Below are 15,928 nucleotides of genomic sequence, written 5' to 3'. Positions count from 1 at the left end.
CCCCTTATTAATTTAAGTTCACGGCCGTTTGATTACGGTAGAATCTGCCGATACCTAGCAGCAGTATGATCAAATAGGTTGCCGCAAAGCCAGCGATATACCACACCGCAGACACCGTGCCTGAATGGTCCATCGAATATCCAATTAGTGCAGGGAAGACCGCGGCTCCGAACCCGGCAAAAGCTGTAACCAGACTGGTCACGAGACGCGTCATGCCGGGAAACGTATGATTCGCATACACCATCGTGATCGAATACACACCAGACATCGTTAACCCCATCGTGATGACCAGGATAAAGGCGACGACAGCATCCCTCCATAACGCAAACATGACGATCACCACGAGCGTGCCGAACATACTCCAGCGCAAATAACTCGCATAATTTACTTTTCGAATAATCCAGCCTGTAGCAGCCCTGCCAATCACCATCGCTGTCCAGAACAAGCCAATACTCAATGAGGCGTAGTAAGGGGTAACTTCTAAATGATTCAGGAAGATGGAGGACATGAAATGATTCAAACTTCCCTCAATCCCGCTGTACATGAAAATCAAAAAAACGAATGCGAAGAGAATGTACCGCTTCATCTGCCTCGTCTTGAACATCGGCGGCGGTGCAATGCCGGCATCCAAAGATTCCGCGACTTCCGTTCCCTCCTTGGCAAAAGAGATGAAGCACCATATGACCGCCATAATGATTCCAAGACATGCCGTCACGAGGAAGGAATACTGCCAAACCTGATTCGCAATCAGTACACTAGCGATGAGCGGCATACAGAGCGCACCGATCCCGAACGAGACCTCGAGATAACTCATCACCACAGCTCGACGGCCCACGAATACTTCCATCATTAATGTCGCAACAACGCACTCGATTGCTGCTGCACCGACACTGTTTAAGAAATTTAATGCCACAACCCAGCCGAACGGTGGAAGTGACCATACACTGAACTGCGCAATCGCAATGACAATCGCAGCGAGCGCGAGTACGTATTTTTCCTTCTTCAACACGTTCATGAGCCATGCCGAAATTGGCACACCTGCAATAAATCCGACTGCACTTACGAATACCATCTGCCCGCCAATCGTATAAGATTGCCCATAGTGAGCGAGCAATTGCGGCATCACAGAACCGATCGTTGTAATGACAAGTCCAGCTAGAAAATACAATGAATACGAAGCGAACGCAAAGGTTCTCATGCCTTAACCTCCTTCTAGAAATAGGATTCTTCCTGCTGATTTTTTCATTGTAAAATATGAAACGCTTTTCAAGTCAAGCATTCAAAACCATATTTCTAAAAAAGAAATCGGCATGTTACAATGGTTCCGATTATGCAGTGAAAAAGTGGGAAGCTATGGCGAATATCAAAGATGTCGCTAGAATGGCAGGTGTCTCGATTGCAACCGTATCTCGCGTTCTCAATGAGTATCCTCATGTAGCCAAGGACAAGCAAGAAAAGGTTTTGGCGGTTATGAAGGAATTGAATTATTCGGTAAATGGCAATGCGGTGAAGCTAAGCAAAGGAAAGACAAATACCATTGGCGTCATTGTGCCGTATAACAATAACTCTTGTTATGATGAACTCATTAACGGCATTCTGAAGAAAGCGCATGAGTTGCATTATCAAGTTCTTTTGTTGCCTTCGTATTATGAGAACGTCATAGAGAGTAGCTATCTAACGTTATTGAAAAAGAAAATGATCGATGGATTATTACTCACTTCGCATACACTTCATCCTGAGCAGATTAAAGCCTTGGCCGAGTGGGGAAAAATCGTATGTTGCGATGCTTGCCCCATCGAACTTGTTCCGTCTGTATTCCCAGATCGATTTGCAGCGTATATCGAAGTCTTCACTTATTTGAAGAACAAAGGCTATAAGCGGATTCATTTCACATCTGGAAGAGATTCGCAATCAAGTCCTAGCACTAGATTACGTATTCAGGCGTATCAAGAAATCATCACCGAAGCGTATGAAAGTCAGTTTTTCGACCAGTGCTTCGACTTTCAAGATGGGAAAAGGGTTGGCGGCATCATGTTTCGAAATTCGATCGTCCCGGATGCGATTTTTACGAATGGCGATGAAGTCGCTGCAGGAATCATAGCTTCCGCCCAGACGCACGGGTACAGTTACCCACAAGATTTCGAGATTATTGGCGAGGAGAATACACCATTAAGTGAAATATTAGGTTTCCCAAGTGTGGATTATCATCAGACTGCAATTGGCGAGCAAGCCGTCTCGCTATTACTAAGCGATGAATATGCCCGAATTCAGATTCGACATCAACTCAACTTCAGAGCTCGAACAGAAGCGAGTGCGTTGTCCTGAATGAGCGCGAAGTTCACTCCTACCTACACCACAAAGAAGCCATACCCTTGAGGGAATGGCTTCTTTGTGGTTGTTCGAACTCCATGAATATCACAAAGGAGGAGGGGGGTCTCGTGGACAAGTTATATTCGGCATTTGACGCATCAGGGTGATTGTAACGTGTACTTACACTTAATATCATTGACCGACTGGTTAGTTTTGAATAAAATATTATTGACCGTTCGGTTAGTTTTTTAATTTGTACCAACTGTTCTTAGATTTGTGAAAAGGAGAGGACCAATAGGCAGCCCATTTTGAGTTTCCGACAATTCGGTTCATTTGAAAGGAGTGAAGACTATATGCGTAAACAATGGAAAATAATATTATTTACAAGTATTTTGATGCTAATAACAATAGCCGTAAGTTCTACTCAATTTTCAAACCCCTATGAGAGCAGCCATGTTAATGACGAGAAGTTTTCGGTAGAACGTGCAATGCAGCATTTAGAAATAATTGCCAAAGTACCACATCCAGTAGGTTCAGAAGCTAATAAAAAAGTTAAAGACTATATCGTGAAATATTTAATGATTCCACACCTGAAACATCAGGCGCAGGTGACGATGGTTATGGAGTTGTAACTTTAATGGAAACTGCTCGTATGATGAGTCAGCTTCCTCCCACTGAAAATACATTGTATTTTGTTTTTACTGATGGTGAAGAAGAAGGTGTGCTAGGGGCAACAGCATTAACAGAACGCAAAGATATTTTTGACAAGACACGTATGATCATTAACTTTGAGGCGCGTGGTAATACAGGAGTGCCCATTTTATTTGAAACAACAAATCATAATGCACAATTGGTAAAAGAATTTAGTCATACGGTATCTCTTCCGGTAGCTACAGATTTTTCAGAATTAAAGCACATACCTAAGCTAGGCTATAATATTGCTAATATGGGTGGTGTTGAAACATATCACGCGAATATAGATACATATGAAAATAGTGATAGAGATACGATTCGTCACTTTGGTGCTTACGCCATACCATTAGCTGAAAAATATGCTAAACTTTCAACAATAGAGTTTGAAGCGTTAGAGAAAAATCAAGGGGATGCCATTTACTTCCCTCTAATGAAAAATGTCTTAGTTGTATATTCAGACGAAGTGGTTTTACCGTTAATGACATTGCTAATTGGTTTAACGATCATTGCGACAATTATACTTATCCGTAAAAAGGTATTTAATGTTAAAACATCATCTCTAACATTTGGTAGTATGCTGGCAAGCTTTATAGGAGTTGCTGCAATACTTTATGGTTTAGTAAACATTTTAGCTATAGTATTTGATGGTGTTATTGACGATGAGGGTTTAATCGTTTTAGGCAACTATGATTATGTAGCTTTCATCCTTATTATGCTTATTACGATAGTTTTGAGTGCTTTTATTAGTCGTTGGATTAGTAAACATATTAGAGCTATTCATTTTATTATTTGCATACAAATGATTTGGATAACATTAGCGCAATTAAAACCACGCGTTATGCTTTCTAATTATCGTTATATAGTAATAGCTAGCTGGACTATTGTAACAACGATTTTAGTGGCACCTTTTATCTATGTTATGTATACCGCTCAAACATTAAAATTTGCACCTATACTAGGTATCTTAGTCGCATTATTAATTATGCCAATAGTTGCTGCAATTCAATATAAATCGGCAAACGCGTAGTGGCTTACCTCGTCGATGCCGCAGAGTTATACTCTGCTACAATAACTTAGAATAAGGGAGTGAACTTACATGGAAAGTAAAATAAAAAATATGCTTATATTTTCACAAACGATAACTGACTATTGGCGGGAACAATTTTTGAACGGAGACGTCCTCTACAGCGATGAAGTCCTTACTGTCGCAATCAACCCAGACCTGGATGAAGACAGTCGGGTCATGGTGCTGGAAACCACCGACGGCCGAATTATGGCGGTTCTGACGCCTGCGATGGCCGATAAGGTAGGCCTTTATCCACGACAAGACCTGTCTGAGGAGATCTTTCGCCGAAAAATAAAAGAAGCGGGAGTCATGCTGCATGGCGCAGATTATCTTTTTTATTTCTCAGAGGCCGATAAGAACGTATTGCTGCAGGAAAATCTGGAAGGTGACTTGCACCAGTTAACAGAGCAAGATGATGCGGTTTTCTCCGAGTTCGAGTCCTCCGCTTCGGAACAAGACTTGGATGATGCTTCTGTGGAATTGGATCACTGGGCCGTGTTCGGCTCTTTTGAGAAAAACCGCCTAGTCTGTGCCGCCAGCATGTATCCTTGGGAGGACGATACGCAAATTGCGGATCTCGGCGTATTGACGCTGGCGCCATTTCGAGGAAAAGGTCATGCCCGCAAAGTGGTGCGTTCCATTTGCAAGTTTGCCTATGAACAGGGATACGAACCCCAGTACCGATGTCAGCTCGATAACCATGCATCTACATTGCTGGCTAAAACGGCGGGTTTTACATTGTTTGGAAAATGGGATGTGATTTCACCCGACTCCATAGACTGAGAACACGACTAAAAATAAGCAATTATGATGGAAACATCACGGCAATCCGGCTGTAATTTCAGCTCTTGGCTTCATGATCGAACAATTAGAACCATTCTAATCCGTGCAGCCGTCAGAAGCACTTGTCACTTTCTTAATGACTTATATCACATCTGCTTGGCATTTTCCTTGACACATTAGCGATATCGAGGATATTATAGATACAATAAGTCTTTTATTGAGGTGATACCGTGAAATTTACAAAAGCAACAAACTATGCTTTGCACACTATGCTCGCGCTCATTGACAATTCTCCGGTAAAGCCGATAGGTGTTCAGCAGTTAGCAGAAATACAAGGTGTTTCACCAACCTATCTTTCCAAAATTTTAACGAGGCTCGTAAAAGCAGGGATGATCGAATCTGTTTCCGGAGTCAATGGGGGATATCGCTTATCTCGCAAAAAAGATGATATTACATTTTTGGATATTATCCAGGCTATTGAGGGTAATGCCTCCTTGTTTGAATGTAATTTTGTCCACGGCGAAGAATGCTTGATTCAAGCTGTAATGAAGGAAGCGGAAGAGAAAATGGAAAGCCATCTTAAAAACACGAAGTTGACAGATATGGTCCAAAAGAAAACGTAGGTTTAAGGTTGAGCCATTTGCAACACATTAAAAATTTTTCGTCCAATAATAGATATAATATGTCTATAAAGTCTATATTAAGGAGTTGAGCGTCATGATTTACGAATGCGCCATTATTGGTGGAGGACCGGCCGGGTTGAATGCAGCCCTCATCCTTGGAAGGGCAAGGAGAAGCTTGGCTATCATTGACAACAATCGACCCAGAAATGCCGTTACACATGCGTCTCACGGCTTTATTACGAGAGACGGCGTAACACCGACCGAATTCCGCAGAATTGCTCTTGAGGAGGTTAAAAGTTATCCTTCAGTCGATCATCTTCAAAACGAAGTTGTTTCCGTTGATACTACCCAATTCGGATTTGAGTTAGTTGATTCTGCTGGCCTTCGCCTTCAAGCGCGAAAACTAATTTTGGCAACGGGCGTAAAGGAGATATATCCAGATATTGAAGGCTTTTATCCGCTTTACGGGAAAAGCTTGTTCAATTGCCCATATTGCGATGGCTGGGAGCTTCAAGATCAACCGCTTGTTGTTGTTTCCGAATATCCAAACCTATTTCATAAGGCCAAACTGCTCCTCAATTGGAGCAAAAATTTGGTTGTCTGTACGAACGGCAAGGCGTCTCTGTCAGATGAGCACAAAAAGCAGCTTCAATCAATGGATATTGTGGTAATGGAGCAACCTATTTCAGCTTTCATTGGCCAAAATGGTCGGCTTGAACATGTTCGCTTTGCAGACGGAGCTCAAATTCCGAGGACTGGCGGCTTCGTGACTCCTAAATTTGTGCAAAGCTTTCCGTTCGCAGAACGATTAGACTGTGAAATGACGGCGTCGGGCGGGATTAAAACGGACGGAAAGGGGAGGTCCGCAATACCTGGTTTATATATCGCCGGAGATGCTTCGTACGTGGCTCCTTCCCAAGTGGTTTTTGCTGCAGCGGACGGCAGCCGAACCGCTATGAGCGTAAATATGGATTTGACGGAAGAAGATTTTACAGTTCGTCGGAGTGCCTCGACGGGCTAATTACGGATATAAAATATCTTTAATATCTCCATAATGTTGGATTGGGGATGTACGTACCAAAGCCTTTCGATTTCAAACGTGTTTTTAAGGAGGTGATGATATCCCGTTCGATTCATCATTGGTAGTAGAAAGTTTGAAAATGATGCGGCTCTCCGTATTCGGATCCAGAACAGTAAGCTGTTATTTAAATGTGTGAAAAATTATGAAATGGAGGAAGATACACATGACGATTTGTCACTCTACGGATACAACCTTTAAAAGTGATTTGAAAAATGAAGGCTTTACATTAGTTAATTTTTGGGCGCCTTGGTGCGGTCCTTGCCGCTCTTTTGCACCTATACTCGAGAGGTTCGATCAGGAGTATAGCAAAGTAGTGAGGGTGCTAAAAGTCAATGTAGACGAACATCCAAATACTGCCGCTCATTATGGAATTATGAGCCTTCCAACTACGATTCTTTTTAAAAATGGTGAACCGATCGAAAAAATGATTGGGGCTGTTCACATTGATAAATTAAAGCGGTTGATATCAGATAAAAATAATTAAACAACTTAAAACTCCCAACGAAAGCCGCCGGCACAATCGGCGGCTTTCGTTAAGTTGAGTAGTTAAATTTTAAGAGGAGATAAAAAATGAAGAAGTTAGATAAAACAGCACAACCTAATGCTTTCATTATATTGATATTGTTTTTTGCGGGATTGGTAATTATGTCAAGCTTCTATGTTACAATCCCTTTAATCCCCGTACTTTCAAAGGAATTTTCGGTTTCAGAAGGGGAAACTGTATGGATAAGCAGCATGTTTACGTTTTGTTTTGCTTTTGGATGCTTATTGTTTGGACCCTTATCAGATCGTTTTGGCCGAAAAAAAATCATGCTTTGGGGATTAGCTGCGTTAACGATTGTTACTATCTTTCTAGGGTTTCAAAGTAGTTTGTACACAGTTATTCTTTTCAGAGGAATACAAGGCTTGACTGCAGCTACATTCTCTCCCGTAGTGCTTCCCTATGTGATGGAATTGTTCCCGCAAAATAAAAGAGTATTTGCAGTTAGCTGCATGAGTTCAAGTTTTCTGATGGCTGGAATTATTGGGCAAGTGTACAGTAGCTACGTCAGTTCTCATCTAGGTTGGCAGTATGTGTTCATCATTTTGGCGGCGATTTATTTTTTATTAACACTACTGATGTTATTCTTTATACCAAACCTCCCGCCGAACGGCACTAGTATTGCGAATGCATTTAATCAAATGAGAAAGACACTTGCACAAAGATCACTATGGTTTGCTTATGTAATCGCATTAGTCATGCTGCTTTCCTTTGTGGGCATGTACACTGCATTGGGGCAATTTTTAAGCAGTTCTCTTTTCGGGTTCACGAATCAACAGATTTTATATGTGCGTTCCGTAGGGATCTTAGGGATGCTAATGTCTCTTTTTTCTAGCGGTCTGATTAAGCGATATAGTGTGATTCCGATACTTAGAAGCGCCATAATCCTATCTGCTATCGGATTGATCCTCTTAGGATTTGGTGCAAATATGGTGTTTATTATTGTCATGAGCGTCGTATTTGTATCCGGCATAGCAATCGCCATCCCTTCATTGGTTTCACTGGTAGGTGAACTAGGGGGAGCCTCAAGAGGTGCGGCGATTTCTATTTATACGGTTGTAGTGAATTTAGGTGCTACCATTGGACCAATCCTAGTCATTCAGCTGCTCCGAACGAGTAATTATATCCTCACTTTCTCAATCTTGGCATGCTGCTTACTGCTGGGATTCCTGGCTACATTTTTTGTTAATCGTGTATCACCAGTGGTTGATGAACTTAGTAAAGCTACAAAGAAATCTATAACACCACAATAATACTTATTACCCTAGGAAAAAGGTTCAATTATTTGGCGGAGGTGAGTGTATGCCAATAAAAATCATAAAACGTATCGTTGATATCATTACGGTATGTGCAATTGTGTATGTTTTATATTTGGGTTACTTTATATTTTTTGATAAACCTACGACTTCGTATGAAATTACTTCACTATATGTAAAAACGGGGTATGCTTATCTCACACTATTTATAATATTGATAATAAGAACTTTAGTTAACAAAAAAAGAGCGGCATAATAATCGAATAGGAAAGGCGGGTAGCCCTTGTCCTCTTACGCCACTTGATATGTGGTTATGTATTCGACGGTGTTCGGATTTCTTTTACTATTGAATAAGCGGGAAACGATAGTTGAATATGAAAATAATTGTCGGACAAGTGATATCGCCTAGAAACGGTGACGATCACTCTGTCCGTTTTTTTCATGCCTATTGTATTGGAATTATCCAAGGTTGTACTTACTTAATATCTTATAAGAAATTCTTGAAATTACAGAAATTTATCCAATAGGGGGATGCTATTATACAAATATAAATAGAGACGAGGTGAGGATATGCAAGCGAAATTGGCAGCGGACGCCATTCCCCGCTCCAAAAAGCGGAAGTCATGGATAAGAACGATACAAAAGTATAAAGTCATGTATGCTCTTTTGTTCCCGGCATTAGTTTACTTTGCCGTATTCAAATACATTCCTATGGCGGGAATCATCATTGCTTTTAAAAACTATAACCTAGCGTTGGGACTATGGGATAGCCCATGGGTGGGGTTGAAAAATTTTACAGATTTTATTAACGGCGTTTATTTCTGGGACATCATGAGAAATACGATTGTTATATCGCTGTATAAGTTATTGTTCGGTTTCTCCGCTCCCATCGTACTAGCTTTGCTTCTCAATGAAGTTTATACCCAATGGTTTAAGAAAATCGTACAAACGATCACGTATTTGCCCCATTTTCTGTCATGGGTCATTGTTTATGGACTGATGGTGGCATTATTAGCCCCAGGAGATGGCCTTATTAATATGATTTTGAAGGAAAATGGTGTTCAACCCATCTCCTTCCTAACGGAACCTGCTTGGGGAAGACTGCTGGTCATCTCATCTGAAATATGGAAGGACATTGGATGGGGAGCGATACTGTACCTCGCCGCATTAGCAGGTATTGATCCAAGCTTATATGAAGCGGCTCGAATTGATGGCGCTTCTAAATGGAGACAGCTATGGCATGTCACATTACCAGGCATTCGAGGAGTCATTATTCTGATGCTGATTCTTAAATTGAGCCACATCCTGGACGCTGGTTTTGACCAAATCTTCATGTTTGCCAACAGTTTTAACCAAGAGAAGATCGATATTATCGACACATGGGTATACCGTGAAGGGCTGGAGCGTCTTAAGATTGGCTTGGCTACTGCTGTGGGGTTGTTTAAAGCTGTTATCGGATTTATTTTAGTGTTGGCTGCGAATAAGCTCGCCAAAAAATTCGATGGGCAAATTTGGTGAGGTGGTATGGGATATGATTAAGCTGACGATCGGGGAAAAGGTATGGCAAGCAGCCGTTTATACTATTCTTATTCTACTATCACTGCTTTGCTTGCTTCCCTTTTTATATGTGGTCGCTGTTTCGGTAACACCAGAATCAGAAGTGTTAAGAAGAGGGATTGTAATTATACCAGAATCCTTCACCTTTGTAGCCTATAAAGAAGTATTCATTTCTCATGGTATAGGGCAGGCGTATAAAATTACGTTGTTTCGAACGATTGTTGGCACTGCGTTAAATGTGCTTTTTACAGTAATCGCGGCATACCCGTTATCCAAAAAATATTTGCCGGGACGCAGTCCGTTTCTAATATTCATTGTGTTTACCATGATGTTCAGTGGGGGGTTAATTCCGACTTATTTGTTAGTCCGCTCGATGGGACTTCTAAATAGTCCTTGGGTATTGATTATTCCGCATCTGATTAGTGCATTTAATCTGGTGATCATTAAAGGCTTTTTCGAGCAATTGCCTGCTGAAATCGAGGAATCGTCTAGGGTAGACGGCGCAAGTGAACTTCAGTCGCTATGGAGGATCATTTTACCCCTTTCCTTGCCCGTTCTTGCCACCATTTCCTTATTTTATGCCGTGGGCCATTGGAACAGTTATTTCGATGCGATTGTTTACTTAAATGATTCGAGCTTAATGCCGCTTCAAGTTGTCTTGCGCAACATTCTGCTTAACGTCGCAACACAAAGCGCGGATTCGATTGCCAATTCCGGGGCGGTTAGCAAGTTCGCTGTGCAAATGGCCGCTGTCGTTGTGACGACGGTTCCGATTTTGATCGTTTATCCCTTCATGCAGAAGCATTTTACGAAGGGTGTGCTCTTGGGCTCGATTAAAGGTTAAAAGGCAATTCTTATCTAGGTTGTTACGGGGACACCGTGATAATATATATACAAGCTAAAGGAGAGGTCAATATGCAACGTAATAAGATTTCATTACTTGTTCTGGCTACTATCGTTGGGCTGGGAACGCTATTGTCAGGATGTGGGGACCAAGAAGAAGTTAAACCGACAGCTTCGAACAGTCCTCAATCCGAGGCTAGTAAGTCTACGAACAAAATGAAAATCACGATGTTTAACCAAGGTACTTTCAATGCTGCCGCTCCGATACCTCCACGTGAAGAAGATATTCAACGCCAAATGTTGGAAAAAGCATTGGACATCGACTTGGATATGATGATTCCTCAAGCTGGGCAAGCAACAACCAAACTGAATACGCTCATTGCAGGCGGGGATATTCCAGATTTGATCTTCTTGAAGAGTCGGGCTGATCTCGCGCAATATTATGACCAAGGCGTCCTTGCGGATTTGACACCATATCTGGATCAATTTCCTGAATTGCAGAAGCGTTTTAGTAGTGACTCCTGGGAGGCGATGTCCTATCAAGGAAAAACGATTGGAGTTCCAGGTTATGATAATGTAAACGGTATGAGTCGAAGCTTCTTCATCCGCAATGATTGGCTGAAAAAGCTGAATATGGAAGTGCCAACGACACCTGATGAACTCTTTGAAGTTATGAAAGCCTTTACAGAGAAAGACCCAGACGGTAATGGCAAGAACGATACGTACGGATTCATCGGCGGTATGAATAAAGAAGGCAATCTGCAAACCTATGGATTCGATAGCTTGATGTGGATGTTTGGCGTCAATCCTCCCTCGGCCATTGAAGTGAAAGATAATCAACCGATCTTCCTATTTATCGATCCCAAAATGAAAGAGGCACTTGCTTACATTCATAAAATGATGGAAGCCAATGTGGTAGACCCCGACTGGGTGACGATGAATACGCCTGATTTGTTGGACCAAAAGTTATTTAAGGGTAAAGTTGGCTTCATGATAAGAGATGCCCGTAGGCTGGAACCGGATTATCAGCAGAAAATGAAAGAAATCAGTGGAGAGGTGCCGGAATGGATCGTCATTCCTCCAATGAAAGGTCCTTACGGTGATCAAATTGTAGAGAGAAAATCGTTCCAAGGCAATTCATGGGCCATATCCGCGAAAGCGGATAAGGACAAAATCATTCGGATCTTGTCCATGCTGAATTATCTCTTTACGGACAAAGAAGCCTATCCGAATTTTGCATACGGAATTAAAGGGATTCATTGGGATGTGGTAGACGGCAAGATCAAAAATAAAACCTCCGAATTATCGAAGGAAATGAAAGAAAAGTACCTATGGGTCGATCATTATAGAATGCCGCGCCGTGGTGATGATGCGGAGTACTTCAGCTTCCAGAATCCTAAGACAACAGAAGCTTTCACGAATAATCAGCAATATGTGGGGCCAACGTTGCCCGGAAATTTATTGACCGCAGACCCCAGCGATACCTTGGCAGCTGACCGCACACGTTTCATTAATGAAAGCTTAGTCAAATTTATGACGGGCAAAGAACCTCTTTCCAACTGGGACAATTTCCTCCAAACGTTGGATACCAAGTTTGACATGCAGAAATATAAGGAAACAGCCATCAAGCAATTTAAAGAAGCCGGTATCATCAAGTAAAATAAAAGAAGAGAGTGGCTATTCATAGCCCCTCTCTTTATTGTCATATGCTATTCTTAGTTTAATACGGAATTAAAAGGAAGATGATGGATGCGAAGAAGAATCAGCTTGCCTTTAAAATTATTTTTTATCGTGTTTGCGTTTGTGTTAAGCTGCATCGTCTTGATCAGCCAATTGTCTTATCGCTATGTCCAAAAGGAAATAAGAGCCAATGATATTTTTTACACCAACCAAATACTTGACAAGGTTGATCAGTATTTCACGGTTAATTTTTCCTCCTTCCAGACGATCCTGTTTTCGGTCGAGACATCGTTAAAAGCCAACATCGACAATCCGGAAGTGATTAAAAAGCAATTAAGAGAGCTCTATGAACTCAACAGTAATTATGTCAGTAATATTTATTTGATCAAAAACGATTTATCCATTTTAGGTGGAAGTACACCAACTCGAATATTCGATGAACCTTTATCGGAAAGAGAACCTTTGTTTGAAGCGGCTGACAAGAATAGACGGACTACCTTTGTCAGTAATCCTTACAAATCTAAGTATTCCGGCTGGACCGTTACGATGGTTCGATATCTGAACGGCGCTCCATTTCCTATGGCCATTGCGGTAGATTTGGATCTAAATGCCATGGAAGAAACCTTGTTCAAGATTAATAAACAAGAACAAATGAATCTGGCTCTGATCACCGCATCGGGTAAAATCATTGCCGGATTTTCTGAAAATAAAGGACCACTGAATAATCAAGATCATACGTTTTCAATCGGGGAAACGTCAGCGGAACAAATTCTGGATACGACAGAAACAAGCTTTCAACTGCATACCAAGGATGGCATTCCGGTCACCCTTCTGAAAAAACCGATGGAGAAATTCAACTGGACCATCATCTCGATCAACGATGAATCACGCTTGAAAGCTGCTTTGTCCCGATTGGAAACCTATTATTTCGAGCTTCTAGCTGCAGGTCTTCTCTTAAGCTTGTTCATTTCTTTTTTTATTGCCAAATATATAAGGACCCCACTCTATGCGCTCAAAACAAAAATGAAGCGGGTGGAGCAAGGCATCCTCACAACGACTATAACGATTAACCGAAACGATGAGTTTGGTGATCTTTCCCGAGCCTTCGATCGTATGCTGCAGCAAATTGTGGAACTGATTCGGCGAGTGGAGCTTCATAATGAACTTGAGCGGAAGCTGGAAATCCAAGTGCTGCAGTCTCAAATAAATCCTCATTTTCTATATAACACGCTTGGTTCGATCAGCAATGTTATACGCCTCGGACAAATAGAGAAAGTAGATGTGGTGATCGGGTCTCTCATTTCATTATTGGAATACGGGATTGAAGACGCTTCGGAGAAGGTTACACTACATCAGGAATTGCGAAATGTATCGGACTATATCGAGATCCAGAACATCCGCTATAACCGAAACTTCCAATTGATTGAACATATCGAAGCAGGGTTACTAGATTTTCCGGTTTTTCGAATGTTGCTGCAGCCCCTTGTGGAGAATAGTATCTTCCATGGTTATAACGGAGGGGGGATCGAAGGCCCTATTACGATTCATGCGTATAGAGAGGGCGGCATCGTCATCATAGAAGTCGTTGATCAAGGCGAGGGAATTCCAGCGAATAAAATAAAGCATATTTTAGAATCAGAACCGAGTGATGTGGAAGCGAAAAGGAAAAGAATCGGGTTAAAAAATATTCATGGTCGAATTAGACTTCATTACGGAGAACAGTTCGGGCTTCAAATCATAAGCATACCTAAGGAAATAACCCGAGTTCGCGCTTTATTCCCAGCAGGCTTGTATAAAGGAGATGCATGATGGTGAGAAACTACACCTGCTTCATTGTGGATGATGAAGATCTAATCATTCAGAGATTGGAATTGTTTTTTAACGAGCTCTCCCTTAGGGATAGGCGATTTCTTTTAGTGGGAAAAGCGAATAACGGGCTGAATGGGATCGAGGAGATCGTAAAGCTTAAGCCGGATATCGTGATATCTGATATCGTTATGCCGCGGATGGATGGAATTTCCATGATTGAGCAGCTAAAGCCAGAGCTTCCCCATACCCAATACATTCTATTGACTGCCTATTCATCCTTTGAATACGCGCAGAGAGCTATTCAAGCCAACGTTTTGGAGTACATTGTTAAGGTTCCGCTCAGGGAAGCGGATTTGAATCGAGCTTTAGATAAGGCAGCCGGGATTTTAAATGAGGTTAAGAAAAAAGAAGCGGAATTTCAATCGTTAAACGTATCCGTGCTTGAAAATAAATATAGAGTCCGCAAGCAATTTTTTAACGAGCTGATCAGAGGCGAAATTCCTTCTCATCGGGCATCGGATTTTGCCAATCGCATGCAGTTCCATTTCTTTCAAGCCAACTATTGCTGCTTTATTGTTGAAATGAATCTGTATGAAAGTTTCCGTAACGAGTACGCAGCGGCTGATCAAAACATCTTGAAATATGCGATAACGAATATCATCGAAGAAACGGTAATGAATGGTGGCATAGGTGTAGCTGCGGAGCTATCCGATAATCGTTTTATTGGCTTTCTTTCCTGGGAAAATAATCGCAGTGATATGGAAACGGAATATGCATGCCAGTCATTGGGGGGGCAGATCATCTCTCATTTGCATCAATATTTGAATCAAAGGGTATCCGTCGCTTTTGGAGGTCCACACCGAGGCTGGGAATCTATTAAACAAGCGTACACGGAAGCTAAAAATGTGAGTGAGGATTTCTATTATCATACCGAGAAAGTAGTCAAAACACCCGTGCATCGGTTCCAATACCATAATGACAGAAAAGAGGACTTTCAGCAGAAACTGGCTGATTTTCTTGCTTGGGTGAAAAGGAATGTTTCCAAAGAAGAGATAGAGAAAGAATTTGCTGATTTGAACCAATTTGTTACGAACCATAAAATCCAAAAGTCCATCATGGCACCCATGCTTCGAGACTTGTACAGAGACATTACGCTGAAGTTTAAATCGGGGAACAAGTTGACGACGGAAGTAGCAGAGTTTCCGATCGAATTTATGGCTTTTCGGGAGCAGCTTGCCTATATTGTTGACTTCACATTCGAATATGTACACGCTGGCCAACTTGTACATCGTGCAGAAATCATGCTTGCCATGCAGTTTATAGAGAAAAACCTCAAACAGCGATTAACGCTCGAGGCGATTGCCGAGGAAGTGAATTTAGCACCATCGTATTTTAGCAGCTTATTCAAAAAAACAATGAACGAAGGCGTGATCAGCTACATTAACCGTAAAAAAATTCAATTGGCTCTCGAGCTGTTACATGTTCAGGATTACTCTTTATTGGAATTGTGCGAGGAAGTGGGCATCGTCAATGAAGGTTATTTGTGTAAATTATTTAAAGAATATACGGGTGATACGCCTAAGCAATATCGGATAAAAATGACACGGTAAGAATCCAAATAAGGTTGCAAAAAATGTATGATTTTTTCGCGAAATCATGTAAAAAAATAGGGATCAAAAGGATTAC

14 protein-coding genes are annotated in these 15,928 nt (G+C 41.5%); 13 read left to right on the top strand and 1 reads right to left on the bottom strand.

Going from position 1 to position 15,928, the window contains the following annotated elements; all coding sequences use genetic code 11:
* Positions 1-7: 7 nt before the first annotated feature.
* Positions 8-1,198, bottom strand: coding sequence for an MFS transporter (locus tag BVG16_RS15515; protein WP_078499567.1), 1,191 nt, complete (start codon positions 1,196-1,198; stop codon positions 8-10).
* Positions 1,199-1,353: 155 nt separating this feature from the next.
* Here BVG16_RS15515 and BVG16_RS15510 point away from each other — a divergent pair, with 155 nt between their 5' ends.
* The 13 genes from BVG16_RS15510 to BVG16_RS15445 all read left to right on the top strand — a co-directional run bounded on the left by BVG16_RS15510 (position 1,354) and on the right by BVG16_RS15445 (position 15,852).
* The gene (locus BVG16_RS15510; protein WP_158081705.1) at positions 1,354-2,325 is read left to right on the top strand and encodes a LacI family DNA-binding transcriptional regulator; all 972 of its coding nucleotides are present in this window, start codon (positions 1,354-1,356) and stop codon (positions 2,323-2,325) included.
* 338 nt (positions 2,326-2,663) lie between these two features.
* A complete protein-coding gene (locus tag BVG16_RS15505; RefSeq protein WP_078499565.1) occupies positions 2,664-2,942 on the top strand; it encodes a hypothetical protein in 279 nt (92 codons plus the stop codon).
* A 5-nt stretch (positions 2,943-2,947) separates the two neighbouring features.
* Positions 2,948-4,030 carry a M28 family peptidase gene (locus BVG16_RS15500; protein WP_233147049.1) on the top strand — a complete coding sequence of 361 codons (1,083 nt, stop codon included), beginning with the start codon at positions 2,948-2,950 and terminating at the stop codon, positions 4,028-4,030.
* Positions 4,031-4,099: 69 nt separating this feature from the next.
* Entirely contained in the window at positions 4,100-4,852 is a 753-nt protein-coding gene (locus tag BVG16_RS15495) for a GNAT family N-acetyltransferase (RefSeq protein ID WP_198957476.1), read from the top strand.
* A gap of 230 nt (positions 4,853-5,082) precedes the next feature.
* A complete protein-coding gene (locus BVG16_RS15490) occupies positions 5,083-5,475 on the top strand; it encodes an Rrf2 family transcriptional regulator (RefSeq protein ID WP_078499563.1) in 393 nt (130 codons plus the stop codon).
* 94 nt (positions 5,476-5,569) lie between these two features.
* Positions 5,570-6,496 carry an NAD(P)/FAD-dependent oxidoreductase gene (locus BVG16_RS15485; RefSeq protein ID WP_078499562.1) on the top strand — a complete coding sequence of 309 codons (927 nt, stop codon included), beginning with the start codon at positions 5,570-5,572 and terminating at the stop codon, positions 6,494-6,496.
* A gap of 223 nt (positions 6,497-6,719) precedes the next feature.
* On the top strand, positions 6,720-7,040 hold the full coding sequence (gene trxA / locus BVG16_RS15480) for a thioredoxin (protein WP_078499561.1): 321 nt from the start codon (positions 6,720-6,722) through the stop codon (positions 7,038-7,040).
* Between the two features lie 86 nt (positions 7,041-7,126).
* Positions 7,127-8,350, top strand: a complete 1,224-nt coding sequence (locus tag BVG16_RS15475) for an MFS transporter (RefSeq protein WP_078499560.1) — start codon at positions 7,127-7,129, stop codon at positions 8,348-8,350.
* 573 nt (positions 8,351-8,923) lie between these two features.
* Positions 8,924-9,871, top strand: a complete 948-nt coding sequence (locus BVG16_RS15465; RefSeq protein WP_078499558.1) for an ABC transporter permease — start codon at positions 8,924-8,926, stop codon at positions 9,869-9,871.
* A gap of 13 nt (positions 9,872-9,884) precedes the next feature.
* Positions 9,885-10,754: a carbohydrate ABC transporter permease gene (locus BVG16_RS15460; RefSeq protein WP_078499557.1), complete on the top strand. Its 870-nt coding sequence runs from the start codon at positions 9,885-9,887 to the stop codon at positions 10,752-10,754.
* A 71-nt stretch (positions 10,755-10,825) separates the two neighbouring features.
* Positions 10,826-12,412: an extracellular solute-binding protein gene (locus BVG16_RS15455; protein ID WP_078499556.1), complete on the top strand. Its 1,587-nt coding sequence runs from the start codon at positions 10,826-10,828 to the stop codon at positions 12,410-12,412.
* Positions 12,413-12,502: 90 nt separating this feature from the next.
* Complete coding sequence (locus tag BVG16_RS15450; RefSeq protein WP_078499555.1) at positions 12,503-14,242, top strand: sensor histidine kinase; 1,740 nt, start codon at positions 12,503-12,505, stop codon at positions 14,240-14,242.
* Positions 14,239-15,852, top strand: a complete 1,614-nt coding sequence (locus tag BVG16_RS15445; RefSeq protein ID WP_332888787.1) for a response regulator — start codon at positions 14,239-14,241, stop codon at positions 15,850-15,852. The genes BVG16_RS15450 and BVG16_RS15445 overlap by 4 nt, the downstream gene beginning before the upstream one ends.
* Positions 15,853-15,928: the final 76 nt, after the last annotated feature.

Source organism: Paenibacillus selenitireducens, assembly GCF_002021565.1.
GTDB classification, from domain to species: Bacteria; Bacillota; Bacilli; order Paenibacillales; family Paenibacillaceae; genus Paenibacillus_K; species Paenibacillus_K selenitireducens.
The sequence above is the reverse complement of the archived record's forward strand: the minus strand, read 5'-3'. Positions and strand labels throughout refer to the sequence as shown.

What these genes read in the sequence shown, in the direction of transcription:
- BVG16_RS15515 (WP_078499567.1), bottom strand. Translation starts at nt 1,198, where the DNA reads ATGAGAACCTTTGCGTTCGCTTCGTATTCATTGTATTTTCTAGCTGGA.
- BVG16_RS15510 (WP_158081705.1), top strand. Translation starts at nt 1,354, where the DNA reads ATGGCGAATATCAAAGATGTCGCTAGAATGGCAGGTGTCTCGATTGCA.
- BVG16_RS15505 (WP_078499565.1), top strand. Translation starts at nt 2,664, where the DNA reads ATGCGTAAACAATGGAAAATAATATTATTTACAAGTATTTTGATGCTA.
- BVG16_RS15500 (WP_233147049.1), top strand. Translation starts at nt 2,948, where the DNA reads ATGGAAACTGCTCGTATGATGAGTCAGCTTCCTCCCACTGAAAATACA.
- BVG16_RS15495 (WP_198957476.1), top strand. Translation starts at nt 4,100, where the DNA reads ATGGAAAGTAAAATAAAAAATATGCTTATATTTTCACAAACGATAACT.
- BVG16_RS15485 (WP_078499562.1), top strand. Translation starts at nt 5,570, where the DNA reads ATGATTTACGAATGCGCCATTATTGGTGGAGGACCGGCCGGGTTGAAT.
- trxA (WP_078499561.1), top strand. Translation starts at nt 6,720, where the DNA reads ATGACGATTTGTCACTCTACGGATACAACCTTTAAAAGTGATTTGAAA.
- BVG16_RS15475 (WP_078499560.1), top strand. Translation starts at nt 7,127, where the DNA reads ATGAAGAAGTTAGATAAAACAGCACAACCTAATGCTTTCATTATATTG.
- BVG16_RS15465 (WP_078499558.1), top strand. Translation starts at nt 8,924, where the DNA reads ATGCAAGCGAAATTGGCAGCGGACGCCATTCCCCGCTCCAAAAAGCGG.
- BVG16_RS15460 (WP_078499557.1), top strand. Translation starts at nt 9,885, where the DNA reads ATGATTAAGCTGACGATCGGGGAAAAGGTATGGCAAGCAGCCGTTTAT.
- BVG16_RS15455 (WP_078499556.1), top strand. Translation starts at nt 10,826, where the DNA reads ATGCAACGTAATAAGATTTCATTACTTGTTCTGGCTACTATCGTTGGG.
- BVG16_RS15450 (WP_078499555.1), top strand. Translation starts at nt 12,503, where the DNA reads ATGCGAAGAAGAATCAGCTTGCCTTTAAAATTATTTTTTATCGTGTTT.
- BVG16_RS15445 (WP_332888787.1), top strand. Translation starts at nt 14,239, where the DNA reads ATGATGGTGAGAAACTACACCTGCTTCATTGTGGATGATGAAGATCTA.